The organism is Oleiphilus sp. HI0067, assembly GCF_001635735.1.
In genome coordinates, this window is the sequence record NZ_LWFI01001576.1 from 1 (window position 1) to 15,096 (window position 15,096).

General features: G+C 43.8%; 17 protein-coding genes and 3 pseudogenes. 11 read left to right on the top strand and 9 right to left on the bottom strand.

Annotated elements, in window-relative coordinates:
• A pseudogene (locus A3739_RS30425) lies at window positions 1–239 on the top strand (SAM-dependent methyltransferase); the annotation flags it as partial.
• Between the two features lie 2 nt (window positions 240–241).
• On the opposite strand, the gene A3739_RS25655 reads toward A3739_RS30425, so the two are convergent.
• A complete protein-coding gene (locus tag A3739_RS25655; RefSeq protein WP_197472078.1) occupies window positions 242–622 on the bottom strand; it encodes a DUF302 domain-containing protein in 381 nt (126 codons plus the stop codon).
• A gap of 224 nt (window positions 623–846) precedes the next feature.
• Here A3739_RS25655 and A3739_RS25660 point away from each other — a divergent pair, with 224 nt between their 5' ends.
• On the top strand, window positions 847–1,374 hold the full coding sequence (locus tag A3739_RS25660) for a protein tyrosine phosphatase family protein (protein ID WP_082878616.1): 528 nt from the start codon (window positions 847–849) through the stop codon (window positions 1,372–1,374).
• On the opposite strand, the gene A3739_RS25665 is transcribed toward A3739_RS25660, so the two are convergent.
• From A3739_RS25665 to norR, 3 genes and pseudogenes are all read right to left on the bottom strand, one after another.
• The gene (locus A3739_RS25665) at window positions 1,371–1,910 is read right to left on the bottom strand and encodes a DUF4136 domain-containing protein (protein ID WP_068479967.1); all 540 of its coding nucleotides are present in this window, start codon (window positions 1,908–1,910) and stop codon (window positions 1,371–1,373) included. The two genes, A3739_RS25660 and A3739_RS25665, sit on opposite strands and share 4 nt — an antisense overlap.
• A gap of 111 nt (window positions 1,911–2,021) precedes the next feature.
• Window positions 2,022–2,138: pseudogene (locus A3739_RS31535) on the bottom strand (helix-turn-helix domain-containing protein); the annotation flags it as partial.
• A gap of 48 nt (window positions 2,139–2,186) precedes the next feature.
• A pseudogene (norR, locus tag A3739_RS31100) lies at window positions 2,187–3,566 on the bottom strand (nitric oxide reductase transcriptional regulator NorR).
• Window positions 3,567–3,732: 166 nt separating this feature from the next.
• Between norR and A3739_RS25675 the strand changes: the two are divergent.
• Genes A3739_RS25675 through A3739_RS25685 form a run of 3 tightly spaced genes read left to right on the top strand, consistent with a single transcriptional unit; the run spans window position 3,733 to window position 5,388 of the window.
• Window positions 3,733–3,954 carry a hypothetical protein gene (locus A3739_RS25675; RefSeq protein WP_197469173.1) on the top strand — a complete coding sequence of 74 codons (222 nt, stop codon included), beginning with the start codon at window positions 3,733–3,735 and terminating at the stop codon, window positions 3,952–3,954.
• Between the two features lie 9 nt (window positions 3,955–3,963).
• On the top strand, window positions 3,964–5,082 hold the full coding sequence (locus A3739_RS25680; RefSeq protein WP_068503250.1) for an NnrS family protein: 1,119 nt from the start codon (window positions 3,964–3,966) through the stop codon (window positions 5,080–5,082).
• 18 nt (window positions 5,083–5,100) lie between these two features.
• Window positions 5,101–5,388 (top strand): hypothetical protein, encoded by a 288-nt coding sequence (locus A3739_RS25685; protein WP_068503254.1) that lies wholly within the window; start codon window positions 5,101–5,103, stop codon window positions 5,386–5,388.
• Window positions 5,389–5,418: 30 nt separating this feature from the next.
• On the opposite strand, the gene lpoB is transcribed toward A3739_RS25685, so the two are convergent.
• The 5 genes from lpoB to nadB all read right to left on the bottom strand — a co-directional run bounded on the left by lpoB (window position 5,419) and on the right by nadB (window position 10,045).
• Window positions 5,419–6,033 carry a penicillin-binding protein activator LpoB gene (gene lpoB, locus A3739_RS25690; RefSeq protein WP_156493360.1) on the bottom strand — a complete coding sequence of 205 codons (615 nt, stop codon included), beginning with the start codon at window positions 6,031–6,033 and terminating at the stop codon, window positions 5,419–5,421.
• Window positions 6,034–6,045: 12 nt separating this feature from the next.
• A complete protein-coding gene (locus A3739_RS25695; protein ID WP_068479894.1) occupies window positions 6,046–6,447 on the bottom strand; it encodes a YcfL family protein in 402 nt (133 codons plus the stop codon).
• Between the two features lie 26 nt (window positions 6,448–6,473).
• Complete coding sequence (locus tag A3739_RS25700; RefSeq protein WP_082878619.1) at window positions 6,474–7,892, bottom strand: COG3014 family protein; 1,419 nt, start codon at window positions 7,890–7,892, stop codon at window positions 6,474–6,476.
• A 175-nt stretch (window positions 7,893–8,067) separates the two neighbouring features.
• Window positions 8,068–8,316, bottom strand: coding sequence for a YdcH family protein (locus A3739_RS25705; protein ID WP_068503261.1), 249 nt, complete (start codon window positions 8,314–8,316; stop codon window positions 8,068–8,070).
• A 112-nt stretch (window positions 8,317–8,428) separates the two neighbouring features.
• A complete protein-coding gene (gene nadB / locus A3739_RS25710) occupies window positions 8,429–10,045 on the bottom strand; it encodes an L-aspartate oxidase (RefSeq protein WP_068503265.1) in 1,617 nt (538 codons plus the stop codon).
• A gap of 254 nt (window positions 10,046–10,299) precedes the next feature.
• Here nadB and rpoE point away from each other — a divergent pair, with 254 nt between their 5' ends.
• The 6 genes from rpoE to A3739_RS25740 all read left to right on the top strand — a co-directional run.
• A complete protein-coding gene (gene rpoE, locus A3739_RS25715) occupies window positions 10,300–10,923 on the top strand; it encodes an RNA polymerase sigma factor RpoE (protein ID WP_068500617.1) in 624 nt (207 codons plus the stop codon).
• Window positions 10,924–10,969: 46 nt separating this feature from the next.
• Window positions 10,970–11,515, top strand: a complete 546-nt coding sequence (locus A3739_RS25720) for a sigma-E factor negative regulatory protein (protein WP_068480934.1) — start codon at window positions 10,970–10,972, stop codon at window positions 11,513–11,515.
• A gap of 9 nt (window positions 11,516–11,524) precedes the next feature.
• The gene (locus A3739_RS25725; protein ID WP_068503270.1) at window positions 11,525–12,478 is read left to right on the top strand and encodes a MucB/RseB C-terminal domain-containing protein; all 954 of its coding nucleotides are present in this window, start codon (window positions 11,525–11,527) and stop codon (window positions 12,476–12,478) included.
• Window positions 12,479–12,482: 4 nt separating this feature from the next.
• Window positions 12,483–12,950 carry a SoxR reducing system RseC family protein gene (locus A3739_RS25730; protein ID WP_068499849.1) on the top strand — a complete coding sequence of 156 codons (468 nt, stop codon included), beginning with the start codon at window positions 12,483–12,485 and terminating at the stop codon, window positions 12,948–12,950.
• A gap of 133 nt (window positions 12,951–13,083) precedes the next feature.
• Window positions 13,084–14,490 carry a DegQ family serine endoprotease gene (locus A3739_RS25735; RefSeq protein WP_156493361.1) on the top strand — a complete coding sequence of 469 codons (1,407 nt, stop codon included), beginning with the start codon at window positions 13,084–13,086 and terminating at the stop codon, window positions 14,488–14,490.
• Window positions 14,491–14,504: 14 nt separating this feature from the next.
• The coding region (locus A3739_RS25740; RefSeq protein WP_197472580.1) for a fructosamine kinase family protein at window positions 14,505–15,096 on the top strand (592 nt) is incomplete at its 3' end.

Here is a 15,096-nt window from a genome sequence, read left to right on the forward strand (position 1 = left end):
AAATGAAGGTGTTGGAGCGAGCAGGGTATCAGCCACTTGGTTACTTCACATTGGATTTACATTGCTGGCTTGAGGGGTATTATGGTCCGATTCAAGCTTCATATAATGCTTTTCTCGAGCGTAATGCAAATTCTGAAGGGGCGAAAGAAATTATTGCTGCTGAAAGAGAGGAGGTGGCGATGTATGAGAAGTTCAAAGACTTCTATAGCTACGGAGTCTACATCGCCAAGAAACTATAATTTTAGTTCGTAGCCGCTTTTGCAAAGTTCGCGAGCGCTTTGCGTACCTTTTCTAATACGGCATCGCAACCTCTTATCTCGTGTCGCTCCTTCAAGTAAGCTGGATCGTTGTACGTGAGCATTACTTTTCCTTCTTCATCTTGTGTAATCAAAGCTTTTTGCGGTAAATCAATACCGACCATCTGCGTACATGCCATCAGTGGTGCACCCACTTTGGGGTTTCCAAAAATGATCAATGTCGTAGGGTTGATCGTTACACCTACATCTTCTGCTCCTTTAGAGTGACGGATGGTCGCAAAGACTTTCATGCCTTTCTCCTTAAGGGTTTCAAGCAACTTTTCTTGGGTTGTTGCGAAATCATTATTGCTTTCAATGTGAAGCATTCCGTTATGCGCCATGGCTGTTGAGCTGACAAATAGAAAGCAGGAAAGTATTAGCTTTAAGGATCTCATTTTTGTTCTCCAGAGGTCTTAAGTGGTGGATCTAGATTGAAGAGCGTTTTTGTGTTTTGCTAATGCTTCAGCATATGATGTGAAGCTACTCGAGACAAATTGCCGCCAGGCTTTCAGCAATATCGCTTTGAATTATTTTTTGTAGAGGTAGACAAATGAGCGTTGCTAGCGTTTCAAAAACAATAACAACCACCGCTGGATATCTTGTTTCACTCATCCGAAAATATACACCGCTAAGCGCAAAATCTGAGACGCTCGAAGATATTTATAACTACCTTCCAATCTCAGACTTAGTGACTACATCTGGTCAACCTAGCGAGGCACAGTTTGCTTTAATCAAAGAATCTGGTTTTGAACACGTTATCAACCTTGCACCTGCTAATGCGGAAAACTCTCTGAAAGATGAAGATGGCACACTCGCTGATCTGGGCTTAAGTTATACCCACTACCCAGTGAACTTTGTGAAGCCTTCTGAACGAAAGTTTGGATTATTTGTTGAAAAAATGCAGGAGCTAGATGGACAGAAAGTATGGGTGCATTGTGCTGCGAATATGCGCGTCTCCGCGTTTATGTATCGTTATCGAACTCAAGTGTTGAAGTTAGATATGGTAGAGGCTCGCCAAGATTTAGAAAAAATATGGGAGCCTCTTGGTGTTTGGAAAACGTTTATTTCTCGTTCTTAAAACCACCAGTTAAATCGTGTAGGGAAGTCTGCGAACATCTCTTGCATACGCGCATTGGCTTTTTCGGCATTAAATTTCTTAACATTGACCTGTGTTAAATCGCCAGTTGTCGCGGCTTTCCAAACTACATCTCCTGAACTCGACTCAATCACGTTAACAAGCATGCGAGCTTCAAATACTGCTTCCATATGAGGTGGGTGCGCAGGAGGAAACCTCCCTAATACGCCAGGCGTTGGGGCTTGATCAAATTCGAGGCGTTGAGATTGCTGTGTGCGTAAAGAATATTGAATAACGAAGTCAGGCTCTGCTCCGTCTACATATCCTTTATCAAGCATGACATTAGCAATGGCTTCGTTTAATAGCTTCTCGGCTTCAGTGGCAATATCTGTATGTGTGTGCACGACCTTGAAAGATTTGTAGTTGTTACCGAACTTGGGGCTTTGCTCATACAAAACCTGCATTTGTGGGGCTTGGCAGGCTGATATGAGAACAGCGAGCGCTATAAGTAAACCTGATTGATTGAGTTTAGTTAGCATCGGTAAATCCCTTCAATGATCATTCATTAAAAACTATAACACTGCAAATGCATGTTTGTAATTCAATAAGTTAAGCGATTGCATCACGTTTTATGTATAAGCTAACCGGACTTATCTCATCATCAAACGTTTCGCTAGTCTGGCTAGATTCGCTCTATCTACACCAAGCTGTTTTGCTGTCTTTGACCAGTTGTTATCGTTTCTTGAAAGAGCTTCTTTAATTAGCTTGCGCTGAAACTCTTGGGTTTGTTCTTATAGTGTCGTGCCCTCAGTGCCTTAATCAGTATTGTGAGAGTCCGTTTCGTTCGAGATTACGATTGTTCTATTGAACGCGCTATTAGTTTGCTCAGTGCTGATCGGGATGCTGCGCTCGTTAAGGTAAAGGACTTGTTTGTCGTTTGAGCGACTTTGTTCCGTTACAAGGATTCGCGCCACCATATTTTCAAGCTCTCGCACGTTTCCAGGCGACGCATATTCATTCAGTATTTGCATTGCTTGATCTGAATACCGGACTTCATCAATGCCAATTTTGCTTTTCCATTGCTTCGTAAAGAACTCAATAAGCAATGGGATATCACCATGGCGTTCTCTAAGAGCTGGGGATTGAACAGGGAAGACGTTCAAACGATGGTATAAGTCTTCCCTAAAGCGGCCTTTAGCTACTTCATCTGAAAGGTTGCGATTGGTTGCCGCAATGACTCGGCAGTTTACGCGTATGCTGGTTTTAGAGCCGAGGCGTTGAATTTCTCCTTGCTGCAGTGCTCGCAGTAACTTGGCTTGCAGTGCTAAAGGCAGCTCGCCAATTTCATCGAGAAACAGCGTACCGTTATCAGCGAGCTTGAACTTTCCCCGTTTTGCTTTATCTGCACCAGTGAATGCTCCTTTCTCATGTCCAAACAGTTCTGACTCTGTTAGCTCTGAAGGCAGAGTAGCGCAGTTTAGTGTCACGAGCACTGTATCTTTAAGATGCGATTGTTGATGTATCTATTGGGCGATTAGCTCTTTCCCTGTACCACTTTCGCCTTGAATTAATACGTTCAGACCTGTTGTCGCAATAGCGGAGATGTTGTTTTGCAAATTTACCATCCCTGTACTGTTGTCAATGATGCGAGGCGATGGATTGATGTTTGTTTCTTGAATCTTCGAAAGTGTGTCGATGCTTATTTCTATGCTAAGGCAAAGGCTTGCAAGTTCGGTGACGACTTTTAATAGGTTAGGGTCTAGATCATTAAATGCATGGGGTACTAGGGTATCGAACGTTAATATTCCCCAGCGCGAGCCATCAATATTAAAAAGTGGTGTACCCATGCAGTCATGCACAGGGAGGACTCCTTCAATGCTATCGACAAGGTTGTCATAGGGGGCGGGTAGTGGCGAGTTAGCATCAAAGCGAACCCAGTCTCTACCTTGGAGGATGGTATCTAAGCGCGGATGATCTTGAGCAAAAAAGGTCGTTTGTGCGCTTTCTTCTCTCAGGCTTTTTTGGGCGGCGATCTCCAATTTGTCTGCTGATCCGCTTAGAAGTACCGCAGCATCGCATGGAAAGATGGCCTCAACCATTTCAATCAAACAATGAAATGCGCTTGCCTTGTCATTGTGTGCAATGGCATGGAGCACACGATTAAGTTTTACCAAGATAAGTGTGTCTGTAGTCATATTGACCTTGATGTTGTCTAAAAGACTTCATTTTATTGTGGTCGAAATGACATTTTTATTCTTGATTTTATATTAAGTTTTTGATTTATAAATAAATAAGAATTGGCATTTTCCTCGCTAGCTAGTCATTAAACAGATCTAGCTGATACAAAACTGAGGAATGAAAATGAAAAACTTCGCTGCAATCTCTAGTGTTGGTGGAAAAGTAATGGCTGTGAGCGGTTTGATTCTAGTGTTAAGTATTCTTGTTTCTTATCCGTTCGCATCTATGTTCTCTTTAGTCATTCAATTAATTGGTCATATCGTGACTATAGTGTCTGCTGCAGCATTCAAAATTGGCTATATCGTTTTCGCGATTGGTCGCCATGGGCATTGTTTAGAGTTCTAGGTGGGGAGTATGACTTCATTTCTGAGTAGTCCGTTTAGGCCGTTCTTTTTATTAGCCGCTGCTTATTCAATCTTATCGCTTTCCTTATGGGTGTCAGTGGTTGCAGGCTTTTTTGCTTTTGACCGTGTAGGGCTTGTTTGGCATGTCCGTGAAATGTTGTTTGGTTTCGTAGCGACTGTGATGTTGGGCTTTCTGCTGACTGCGTGCGCTAATTGGACAGGGCAGCAGACTTTCAAAGGCGCAATGTTGGGCGTTCTCGTCTCGATCTGGATTGCAGCGCGCTTTTTTTGGGTCACTGGAAGTAGCTTATCAATCGCTGCGGCATTAGATGGTCTTGTATTCGCTGCTGGTGGGCTAAAGCTCGCGCATATGGTGTTGATCAGTCGTAATACGCGTAACTATGCCTTTCCTGTTGTTTTGTTTGTCTTTGCGAGCATATGCGCCGTTGAGTCGTATCTGTATATGAATGATCAACATCTTTCGTTGGATGTATTAAAAATCGTATTTTTCATCATGATGCATGTTGTCCTCGTGATGGGAGGCAGGGTAATACCCTTTTTCACTGACCGTGGCTTACAACGATCACAAACAAGGCGTTATCCAGTGTTAGAGCGCTTATCGTTAGTCTCGAGTATTTGTTTCGTGTTGGCGTTTGCTTTTGATATCCCCGAGGTTTGGCTGCAAGCGATAGGTGCGCTTGTTGCGCTATTAAATGCTGTGCGTTGGTTGACCTGGCGTCCTTTTGAGAGCTTGGGGTATTCAATGATTTGGCCTTTGCATTTGAGTTACCTGTTAGTGTGTTTGGGATTTGCGCTCTTTGCTTTTGGTTCGCCAAATAGTCTTGTCATGCACGTGTTCGCGATTGGAGGCTTCGGGATGATGATTTTATCGATGATCTCTCGTGTTTCACTTGGCCATACGGGTAGAGCTTTATGCTTACCGCCTTATATGGTGACGGTATTTTACTTATTGCTAGGCTCTTTAATCTTGAGAGCTTGCGCTGTGTTCTTTGGGGGGACGTACCAAGCGTTTATAACCTTAAGCGCCATTGCATGGTTTTTGGCATATGGTATTTTTTTAATCAGTTATACCCCCATACTGATTTCGCCGAGGGCTGATGGCAGATAATTAAAGATAGAACGAGATATGAAGTGGAAAATTAATGAGAGCCACAAGGTCAAAAAGGAATCTAAGAAGCTTGCCGCCGAAATTGTTCAACATTATCAGGCATGGAAGCAGATTATTATTGATCAGGGCTTAGAAGGCATGCTGTCGCAAAATGGCTTGCACGAGGAGCATCTACATGGGGGCTTATCTCATGAGCGATCGGACAGATTAAATCAGCATTTTCGCGTGATATATCGTGTAGATAAAAAGAAAGGCGAGATACATGTAGAAGATATCTCGCCTCATGCTTATCGTGCACATCATTAGTTTATTTGTGCAAGTATTTCGTTTGAAATTCTACAGAGCTAAAAACGTTTTTTCACCAGTTTTGCGGATTTCTTTTTCGCTAGCCCACTCGAGCTCTGCTGTCTCCAGATTTAGCACCTTCATCGTAAACTTGTAATAGACATCCTTTTTATCGTCATTGCGTTTTTGAATGCTCGATAAGTTTCCGTACAGCATATATTGAGCGCCGGTTTGTTTGCCTAGAGCTACTGCTTTAGCTGGATCGACCAAACCACTTTCTTGTTGATAGTTAAGCTGCTTTTTAACTTGTTCAACGGCAGTCATATCGACAAAACGGAACTTACCGCTTTGAAGAAGTTTAGTTTGAATCGAGTCGGTGATTGATTCGGTATCAATGTGTTCTGTGGTTTTGTTTTTTATTTTATCTACGAATGCAACAGGACGGCCTTGCTTTGAAACCTCAGCAACAAAGGGTGAGGCTAAAACGTCATCTACCATTTTTGTTGCGATTGATTGTAAGTCGGTCGAGCCGAATCCAATGGTCGTGGTTTCTGTTGCGGTTGCATCGCCATACGCAATTTTTTCTGAGCACCCAGATATGCCAATACCAGTCGCCAGTAATGCTGTCGCGAGGAAAAGAGGTTTAGCGTTTAATTTCTTCAACATGATTTTCTCCATTTAATCCTGTACCAAAATTTTGAATGAGGCAGCACTTGGGTTAGGGGCAACAGCTTGAACATTCTTGCTTTCATATGCCGTGATACTGAGTGGTTGCCATGGACGGCTATCGAGAGACAGTTCAAATCCATCTTTGTCTAGCCATTTGAATTTGTATTGGAATTTCGCATCGTTACGAGAGTCATTCTTAATTGTTACCTGAACTTTGAGTAGGTCTCCTGCTTTCGCGACGATTGTGTCAGTGACGGTAATATCTTGAGAAAATAAACCGCTGTTCGACTCAATAATAGTCTGTTTTTGATTGGATTCATCAATCTTAACGCTTGCGGTTTCATTGACGGCGCAGCCTGACAATAAACTAAACCCAATAAATAGGCTCAGTAGATAGTTCTTTTTACTCATAGAATGCTCTCCAAATTTTCTGTTATTTAAAGTGGAAGAACTTGCGTAATCAGTCGGTTGTTTACGTTTACAATACGGATAAAGTTCGTTTTTCCTTTTCTAATATCGACATCGAGTTCAACAGACTTTGATTTTGTACGGAACGCAAGGGTGCGCTGTCCTGATGGAAGATTAACGCGCAATGCTTGGCCTGATCGGGGAAGAGTAAGCCAAGAGCGAAGATCTGCTCGTTCAGAAATAATGCTGTAGATGTTCGCGACAAAAAGACCTAGCGCGCCGCCACTGTCTGCCGATTGTTTCTGTAGCTCATGTTTCGCGAAACCCCTCAGTACCTGACGTACGATGAGGCTAGGGAGCTGTTCTTTCAGATTTTTTACAGCGAGAGTTCCGTAGTCAGTCAGCGGGAATGTTTCGCCATAATCTACAAATTGGTCATCTCTTATCGATAGCGGAGTAGGGCGTGACCATGACTCTGTATTGGCGTAGAACGGAAACGCTACGCTAATGATTCCGCCATCGTAAAAATTAGGGATACTCAGAGCAAATTCAGTTCTTTCTGGAATAAAGCCTTGTTCATACAAAATAACGATAGAGCCTTCGTTGTCCTTGGGTGAATTGGTTTCGCCAGAACTTGATCCTCCGAGTTGGGCAGATACACGTCTAATATCTGCCTGAATAGACTGAGAGTTTGGCACGATCTCTAAAGCGAGCTTGTAATCAATTAATGCATTGTTGTACTCGCCAATGGCTTCCCAAAATGCGGCTGATGTGTAGTAGGTATACGGGCTCAAAAAGGAGCTTTTTACTGATCCCGCGATTTCATCTAACCCCGAGAACTTTTGGCTGATACTCGCGATATCTATGTTGTTTTGTTGGGCTTCTGAATGCGCTTTAGCAATCTCATCTTCATAGCGTTCGCTCAATACACGTTGTTCGAGCGCGACTTTACGAAACTCGACACTGGCACCCTCAATGTCATTTTGAGCCCAGTAATTTAGCGCTTGTTGATGATGAATGAATATCCTCTCATATCCAGCACCGCTGTATGGAATTGCGTTTTCATTTGTCAGTAAGGAGCCGCTCTTTGCGCCAACATCACTTAGTCGAACTGTAGCTTGTAAATCTTGTTTTTCGAAAGCGTTTATCACCTGATTCGCGTTATTTTTACTTCGCTCAAATTGCTCACTGAGCTGTGCAACGCGAGAGCTTTCCATCATGTAAAGCATGGCATCAGCGGTGTCTTTTTTACTCTCTAAGTTTTTGAGTACGGATTCTGATTCAGCGTTATTACCGAGCGCCGATTTCGCAGACTGTACTTGGCTTGGGTAGGGCGTGAACACAGAGGTTGATGCGCAGCCAGTGAGCGCAATGAAAAAAATACTGACGAGCCAGATTTTCGCTCCAGTAAATGAAGGTGTCGAGGTGGTGTTGGCGCTTATATTCATGCCTACAAGCTTAGTTTAATAGAATAAAAAAAGAGAAGATTTAATCGATGATTTACTGAACTGTAATAGCGTAGGAGGCTGAATGAAAACATAAAAAAAGCAGCGGGGCTAAACCTTGCTGCCAGGGTCTCCCCAATAAAGTAGATCTATACTGTCCCTAAGATCTTCTGAGGTATTAGGCTGCTGCGTGAGCTTTTAGCATGTTGAATAATTGATCTTTGAGGTTGAGGCGCGTCTTTTTGCGTTCCTCTAAATAGTCATCGCTAGGTATTTCGACGCCTTGTTCAATGCGATGTACTTCACGATCAATCTCATGATACTCATCGAATAAACGCGCAAAGTGAGCGTCTTTCATTTTTAGTTCATGGATGTCGTTACGGAATTCTGGAAGCTCGTGGACAAGATCGTGTTTTTCTATTGTCATGCTTATCTCCTAGCAATTGAAGCGATGTGTCTTGAGATAAGCATGACCTCAAATGCGACAAGAGGACTTGATGCTGATCAAGATAAAGTGCGGCTAGCTAACAAATTTTTACTTACCAATCTCGCGTCGAGAAATTCGTTGGCGTAAGAACGGTATCGTTCGCTTCGCTTTGCAGAGATGGATAGTCAAGCGTGTAATGCAGACCTCGACTTTCTTTTCTTTGAATCGCCGAGCAGATAATGAGGTCCGCTACCGTTACTAGGTTGCGTAATTCTAGAAGGTCGTTATTTACCGAGAAATTACTGTAGTAATCGAGGATTTCTTGATGCAGTAAATCGACACGATGCTTTGCACGTTGCAAACGTTTGTCTGTTCGAACAATGCCAACATAGTCCCACATAAAACGGCGCAGTTCGTCCCAGTTGTGCGAGATTACGACATCCTCGTCAGAGTCGATTACGCGTGATTCATCCCAAGCCGGCGCCTCTGGTGGTTCAGGAATAGATTTCGCTTTCTTGTTGATATCTTCTGCTGCTGCATGCCCATAGACAATGCACTCCAATAAGGAGTTGCTCGCCATTCGGTTGGCGCCGTGTAAACCAGTAAATGAAGCCTCACCGAGAACGTAAAGCTGGTTAACGTCACTTCTGCCGCGATGATCGACCATCACGCCGCCACATGTGTAGTGTGCCGCGGGAACAATAGGGATGGGTTCTTTGGTTATGTCGATACCAAATCCAAGGCAGGTATCGTATATCGTTGGAAAATGAGCTTTGATGAAGTCTGCGTCTTTATGGCTAATATCAAGATATAAGCAGTCAGCACCGAGGCGTTTCATCTCATGGTCAATAGCTCGCGCTACGATGTCGCGAGGTGCGAGTTCTAAGCGTTCGTCAAAGCGATGCATAAAACGCTCGCCGTTTGGCAAGAGCAAGTGACCGCCTTCACCTCGCACGGCTTCGGTGATCAAAAATGTCTTCGCTTGTGGGTGGTATAGGCATGTCGGGTGGAATTGATTGAACTCCATGTTGGCTACGCGACAACCACTTCGCCACGCCATCGCAATACCATCACCGCTCGCGCCATCTGGATTACTGGTGTACAGGTATGCTTTCGAAGCGCCGCCAGTTGCAATGATGACAAATCGAGCTCGGAACAGTTCAACTTCACCATTCTCTCGATTAAGAACGTAAGCACCGACACATCGATTGCCGGGTAGAAAGAGCTTTTTATGTGTAATCAGATCGATCGCAACGCGATTGGTAAATACATCTATGTGCTCAGCTGCAAGTGTTTGCTGGCACAAGGCACTAGATATCGCATGACCTGTTGCATCATCAGCGTGCACGACGCGGCGATGACTATGTCCGCCTTCTTTTGTTAAATGATAGTGTTTAGGGTTTTCTGCATCGCTATCGCGAGTAAAGTCGACGCCTTGATCTTTCAGCCATTTAATACTGACCTTTCCGCCATTTACAGTCTGTTCAACCGCATCTTGGTGACACAAACCTGCCCCAGCGATCAGAGTATCTTGAATGTGTGATTGCTCGTTATCTTGCTGATCTAGAACGGCTGCGATGCCCCCTTGCGCCCAGGGCGTCGATCCACTTGATATTTCGCCTTTAGACAAGACCGCGACACGTAAACTAGAGTCTAGCTTTAGAGCTGCGCTAAGGCCTGCAGCGCCGCTGCCAATAATAAGAACGTCGTAAGAATCAGGCGAAGACATAGAAAATTTCTTAGATTTTGTGTGTGAATAACATAGCAATGCGAGAATTTTATTCGCGCTTGGAACTTATTTGCAAACCTTATGTCATAACGCGTGTACATAACTATAGGGATAGGAAAATGCCGCACGCTTTGCGTATTGTTAAAAACGATGTTTGTGTTTCTGCTGTTGCCGTGGATAATACTGCGGATTGTCCTAGTGTAGATCAGCCGCAACCGATAGATAAAGCGAACAAAACCGTTCCCTGTAATTCCATGACGCAAGCTCCCACGCACACACAACAATTTGCGACTAATCCTGAACGCGTTGTCGATCAGAAGCTTGTTGCGCGTGCTCAAAACGGAGACAAAGCATCGTTTGACCTACTTGTGTTGAAGTATCAGGGCCGAGTCGGTGCGATTATTTCTCGATATGTGTCTGATCACCATGAAATATCTGATGTTGCGCAAGAGACGTTTATCAAGGCGTATCGTGGCATTAAAAACTTCAGATCAGACAGTGCCTTCTATACATGGCTGTTTCGGATAGCCGTGAATTGTGCCAAAAACTATCTTGCGTCTAAGGGGCGCAAGACGCCATCGGTTGATGTTGATATTGACGATGCTGAGGTCAAAGGTAATCACGCAAGCTTACAAGATATTTCGAACCCAGCAGATCAGTTGAATCGAGATCAGTTGGAGGCTCTGGTACTCCGCACGATTAAAAATCTTCCTGAAGAGTTAGGTGTTGCCTTAACGCTGCGTGAGTTTGAAGGTTTGAGTTACGAAGAAATTGCAAATGTGATGGGCTGCCCTGTAGGCACAGTCCGTTCTCGAATATTCCGTGCGCGTGAAGCAATCGATAAAGCGATGCAGAAGGCGCAGGGAGAATTAGCTTAATATGACTAAGCTAAATAGTTATATTTTGATTCTTAGGAGAGTGTAAGTGGACGATAAATTACGCGAATCGCTTTCAGCCCTAATGGATGATGAAGCGAATGAAATTGAAGTTCAGCGTGTGTTAAGCAAGGCGGACTCTGAGCAACTCAATGCAACTTGGAAACGCTACCATGCCGTACGTGATGTGATGGCTGATATGCGTGGTGATTTTAATTCAGCAACGAGCCTAGATATCGATATCTCTGCCTCAGTCGCTGCGGCGATTAGGGAAGAGGATGAGCAGGTTTCAGAGCATTCTGGTTCTGCTAAAACAGAACAAGTGGTTGTTCCTCAAAAGAGTGCCAAAATTTGGCGTTATGGTGGGGCTATAGCTGCTTGTTTTGTGTTGGCCTTGGGTTTGAATAACGAATTCGGTGATGTGGCTTCTCAAGGAGATTCTGTGCAGGGCTTGGTTGTGAATGAGTTAGACCCTTCTCAGGTGAAAAACTTTAATCAATACCTTCTTCGACATTCTGAATTGAGCGCTCTCACGGTGTCTTCTGGAATGGCACCTTTGATTCGTGTTGCTAGTGTTAATTCTGTTGGTATTTAACTGGGTTATATGATGTTAAAACGTATTTTATTCAGTCTGGTGTTAGTGCTCGTTAGTACCTCAGCGTTTGCTGAGCAAGACGCAGCGCACTGGATTAATAAAATGCGAACGGCTTCGACATATGAATCCTATCGTGGGGTTTTCATGTTTAGTCGTGGTGACATGTCTAGCTCTATGCGTGTTGTGCATCGATTTATAGACGGACAAGAGCAAGAGCGTTTGACTCAGCTTGATGGGGATATGGGAGAGATTCTGCGTCGTGGCACGCAAGTCATGTGTCTTATCAAGGGGCAGCGCTTAGTTGAACTTGATAAACCGGACTTTGCTAATCCTGTCAGTAATCGATTTGCCAATTTTATTCCTGGTCATATGCATTACACCCTGCATAAAAAAGGCTATGAACGGATCGTTAATCGATCGTCTGTTAAATTAAAGATTATGGCCAATGATGCAAAGAGATATAGCTATGCGTTATGGCTTGATGAAGACACGGGTTTGTTGTTGAAATCACAGGTCTTGGGTGTTCAAGACAAACCATTAGAGTTATTTCAATTCTCCCAATTAGAATTGCCTGCCGAAACGTTTGATTCTGATTTTGAATTTGATGTGGATAGTAGCGTTGTTTCTCACCATAAAGTGCCGATGAGTGAAAACGATATGCGTTGGCCAGAAAGACTAAACTGGACTGCTAATTATCACCCTCCCGGATTTATGGAAGTAGAATCGACTAAGAAAGCGGGTAGTGTTGTGTTGTACTCCGATGGTCTTGCGAACTATACCGTTTTTGTTGAGTTGAAGAGCAAGGCATCGTTACCAAATGGCGCGACTAAGGTTGGTGCAACAACTATGTATATCAAACCTCTAGAGTTTAATGACTCTGAATACACAGTGACGGTTGTTGGTGAAATTCCACCCATGACGGCGATGAACATCGCTGAGGGTGTTCAGCCGATCATGGAGTAGCCGCATGGCAAGTGAACGCGGTATAGTTCTTGAGCTTCGTGATCAGCGTGCTCTTATTCAGACTCAAAGAAGAAGTTCTTGTCAAAGTTGTCAGTTAGAAAACTCTTGTGGTCAAGGCTTGATCTCAAAGCTCGGCTCTGAGAAGAGCATGGAGTTTTGGGTTGATAACTCCTTAGATGCACAGGTAGGCCAGACTGTGACGATAGATTTACCAGATGAAGGCTTGCTGTACGCATCGGTCTTAATGTTTTTGGTGCCTCTCATCATAATGCTTGCATCTGCAGGACTAGCTTTCGCAACAACAGAGAATGAACTCTTTTCGATTTTCGCTGGGGTAATCGGATTGCTGTCGGGCTTTTATTTCGCACGCGTTAAAAGTCAGTCGATGCAGAATGACTCCCGTTTCGTACCAGTGCTGAACACGATTCAGTTATCTAGTGCCGAAGGTGGCGCTTGCTTTCCCTCAAAGTGATACTTTGGGCACAACTGAGTTGTGGCCCTTCTTATAAAAATAGTGCCTTACCTAAGGTTAATTTGAATCTCATTCACACAACACTAAATATGAATGTAAGAGACCTTTTGTTCCTTTAATGTTAGGAGTCGTTATGCGTCATTCCCTCGTGCAAACAGTGCACATTCTTACTTTTTTTCTAACGTCTTTTTTTGTTTTAAACGCGCACGCTAGAAGTCTTCCAGATTTTACGGATCTTGTTGAAGAGCATGCGCCTGTCGTCGTTAATATCAGCACCGTCAGTAAAACGAGAGCTGATAACGGGCAGGGCTTTCAAGGTGACATGGAGCAAATACCGGACTTTCTTCGCCATTTCTTTGGAGGGCAATCTCCTTATCAAGAGAGAGATCAGGAACGTGAGCGCTCTTCTACTGGCTCAGGATTTGTGGTGACGGAAGATGGTTATATTCTGACGAATAATCATGTTGTCGAAGGTGCTGATGAAATTTATGTGCGTTTTAATGACAGAAGTGAATTAGCAGCTGAGCTTGTTGGTTCTGATAAACGCTCCGATTTAGCGGTTCTAAAAGTAGATGCTGATGATTTGCCTACTGCCAAGTTGGGTAAATCAAAAGACCTAAAAGTAGGCGAGTGGGTATTCGCCATCGGATCTCCTTTTGGCTTTGATTACACGGTAACTGCTGGCATCGTGAGCGCTAAGGGCCGAAGCTTACCCAACGAGAATTATGTTCCATTTATTCAAACTGATGTCGCGATTAATCCGGGTAACTCAGGTGGCCCTTTGTTCAATATGGATGGGGAAGTTGTAGGTATTAACTCTCAGATCTATACGCGTTCTGGTGGTTTCATGGGTATGTCTTTCGCTATACCAATGGACGTTGCTATGGAGGTCGTTGATCAGCTACGTGGTCAAGGTTATGTCTCGCGCGGTTGGTTGGGTGTTTTAATTCAAGAGGTAAATAAAGAGTTAGCGGAGTCGTTTGGTTTGGATAAGCCGCATGGCGCCCTAGTTGCACAGGTTGTGCCTGGCTCTCCAGCCCAGAAAGCTGGGATAAAGGTTGGCGATATCATCGTTAAGTATGAAGATGAAAAAGTAGGTTTATCGTCTCAGTTACCTCACTTTGTTGGACGAACCAAAGTTGGTGAAACCGCGAGCCTTACACTCATTCGAGATGGCAAAAAACAAACCGTTGATGTTGAAATAGGTGAGTTGCCAAACAGTGCTGACAAAACTGCGAAGCCTGCAAAAGCAACAGCTCCCAAAGCAGATCGCCTCGGATTGATGGTGCAGGAGCTTGATGACGCGATTGTTAATGAAATTGGAATGACGGGAGTTGAAGTCGTTAGCGTCGAAAAAGGTGCTGCGAGTAAAGCGGGTATTCGTCAAGGTGACATCATCGCCAAATTGAATAATGAGAGCTTCGAAGACTTAGATAGTTATGAAGACTTGGTTGATGATTTGCCGGAAGACAAAGCTATTCCGGTTCTAGTTATTCGAGGTGGAAATCCTTCATTCTTGGTTCTTAAAATCGAAGATTAATATTTGAGGTATCGATGTTGCCCTTGGAATTACAGGAGTGGCTTTTTAACGAAGGCTACGACTGGCAAGATGAGCAAACAGTGCTTGGTGGCGATACCTGTGCAAATATAGTTTGTTCACATCGCAGTGAACCGCCGGTGTTTATTAAATATATGGCATCGGCTCCACCAAGCTTTTTTCAATGTGAGGCTGAAGGCCTCTCATATTTATCTAGTGTCTCTAATGTTTGTACGCCAGATGTATACGCTTATGGACAGAGCTACTTGGTTTTGGAATACATTCGACCAAATCAATTGGCAAAGGACTTTTGGGAGCAGCTTGGTGTTCAGTTGGCTGCGATCCATTCATTGACTCGTGATGAATATGGTTTCGTCAACGATAACTATTGTGGTCGAACTGTTCAGTCGAACAAACTCACGAAAGACCCATTCAATTTTTTTGCTGAGCAGCGATTAATGGTGCTTGCAGAGAAAGCATTTGATTTGAATTTTCTGGCCGTAGGAGATCTTCAAGCGATTGAGGCATTATGCTTACGGCTAGATAATATTGTGCCTTATCAATTAGCTTCGCTATTACACGGAGATCTTTGGTCAGGGAACGTTCATT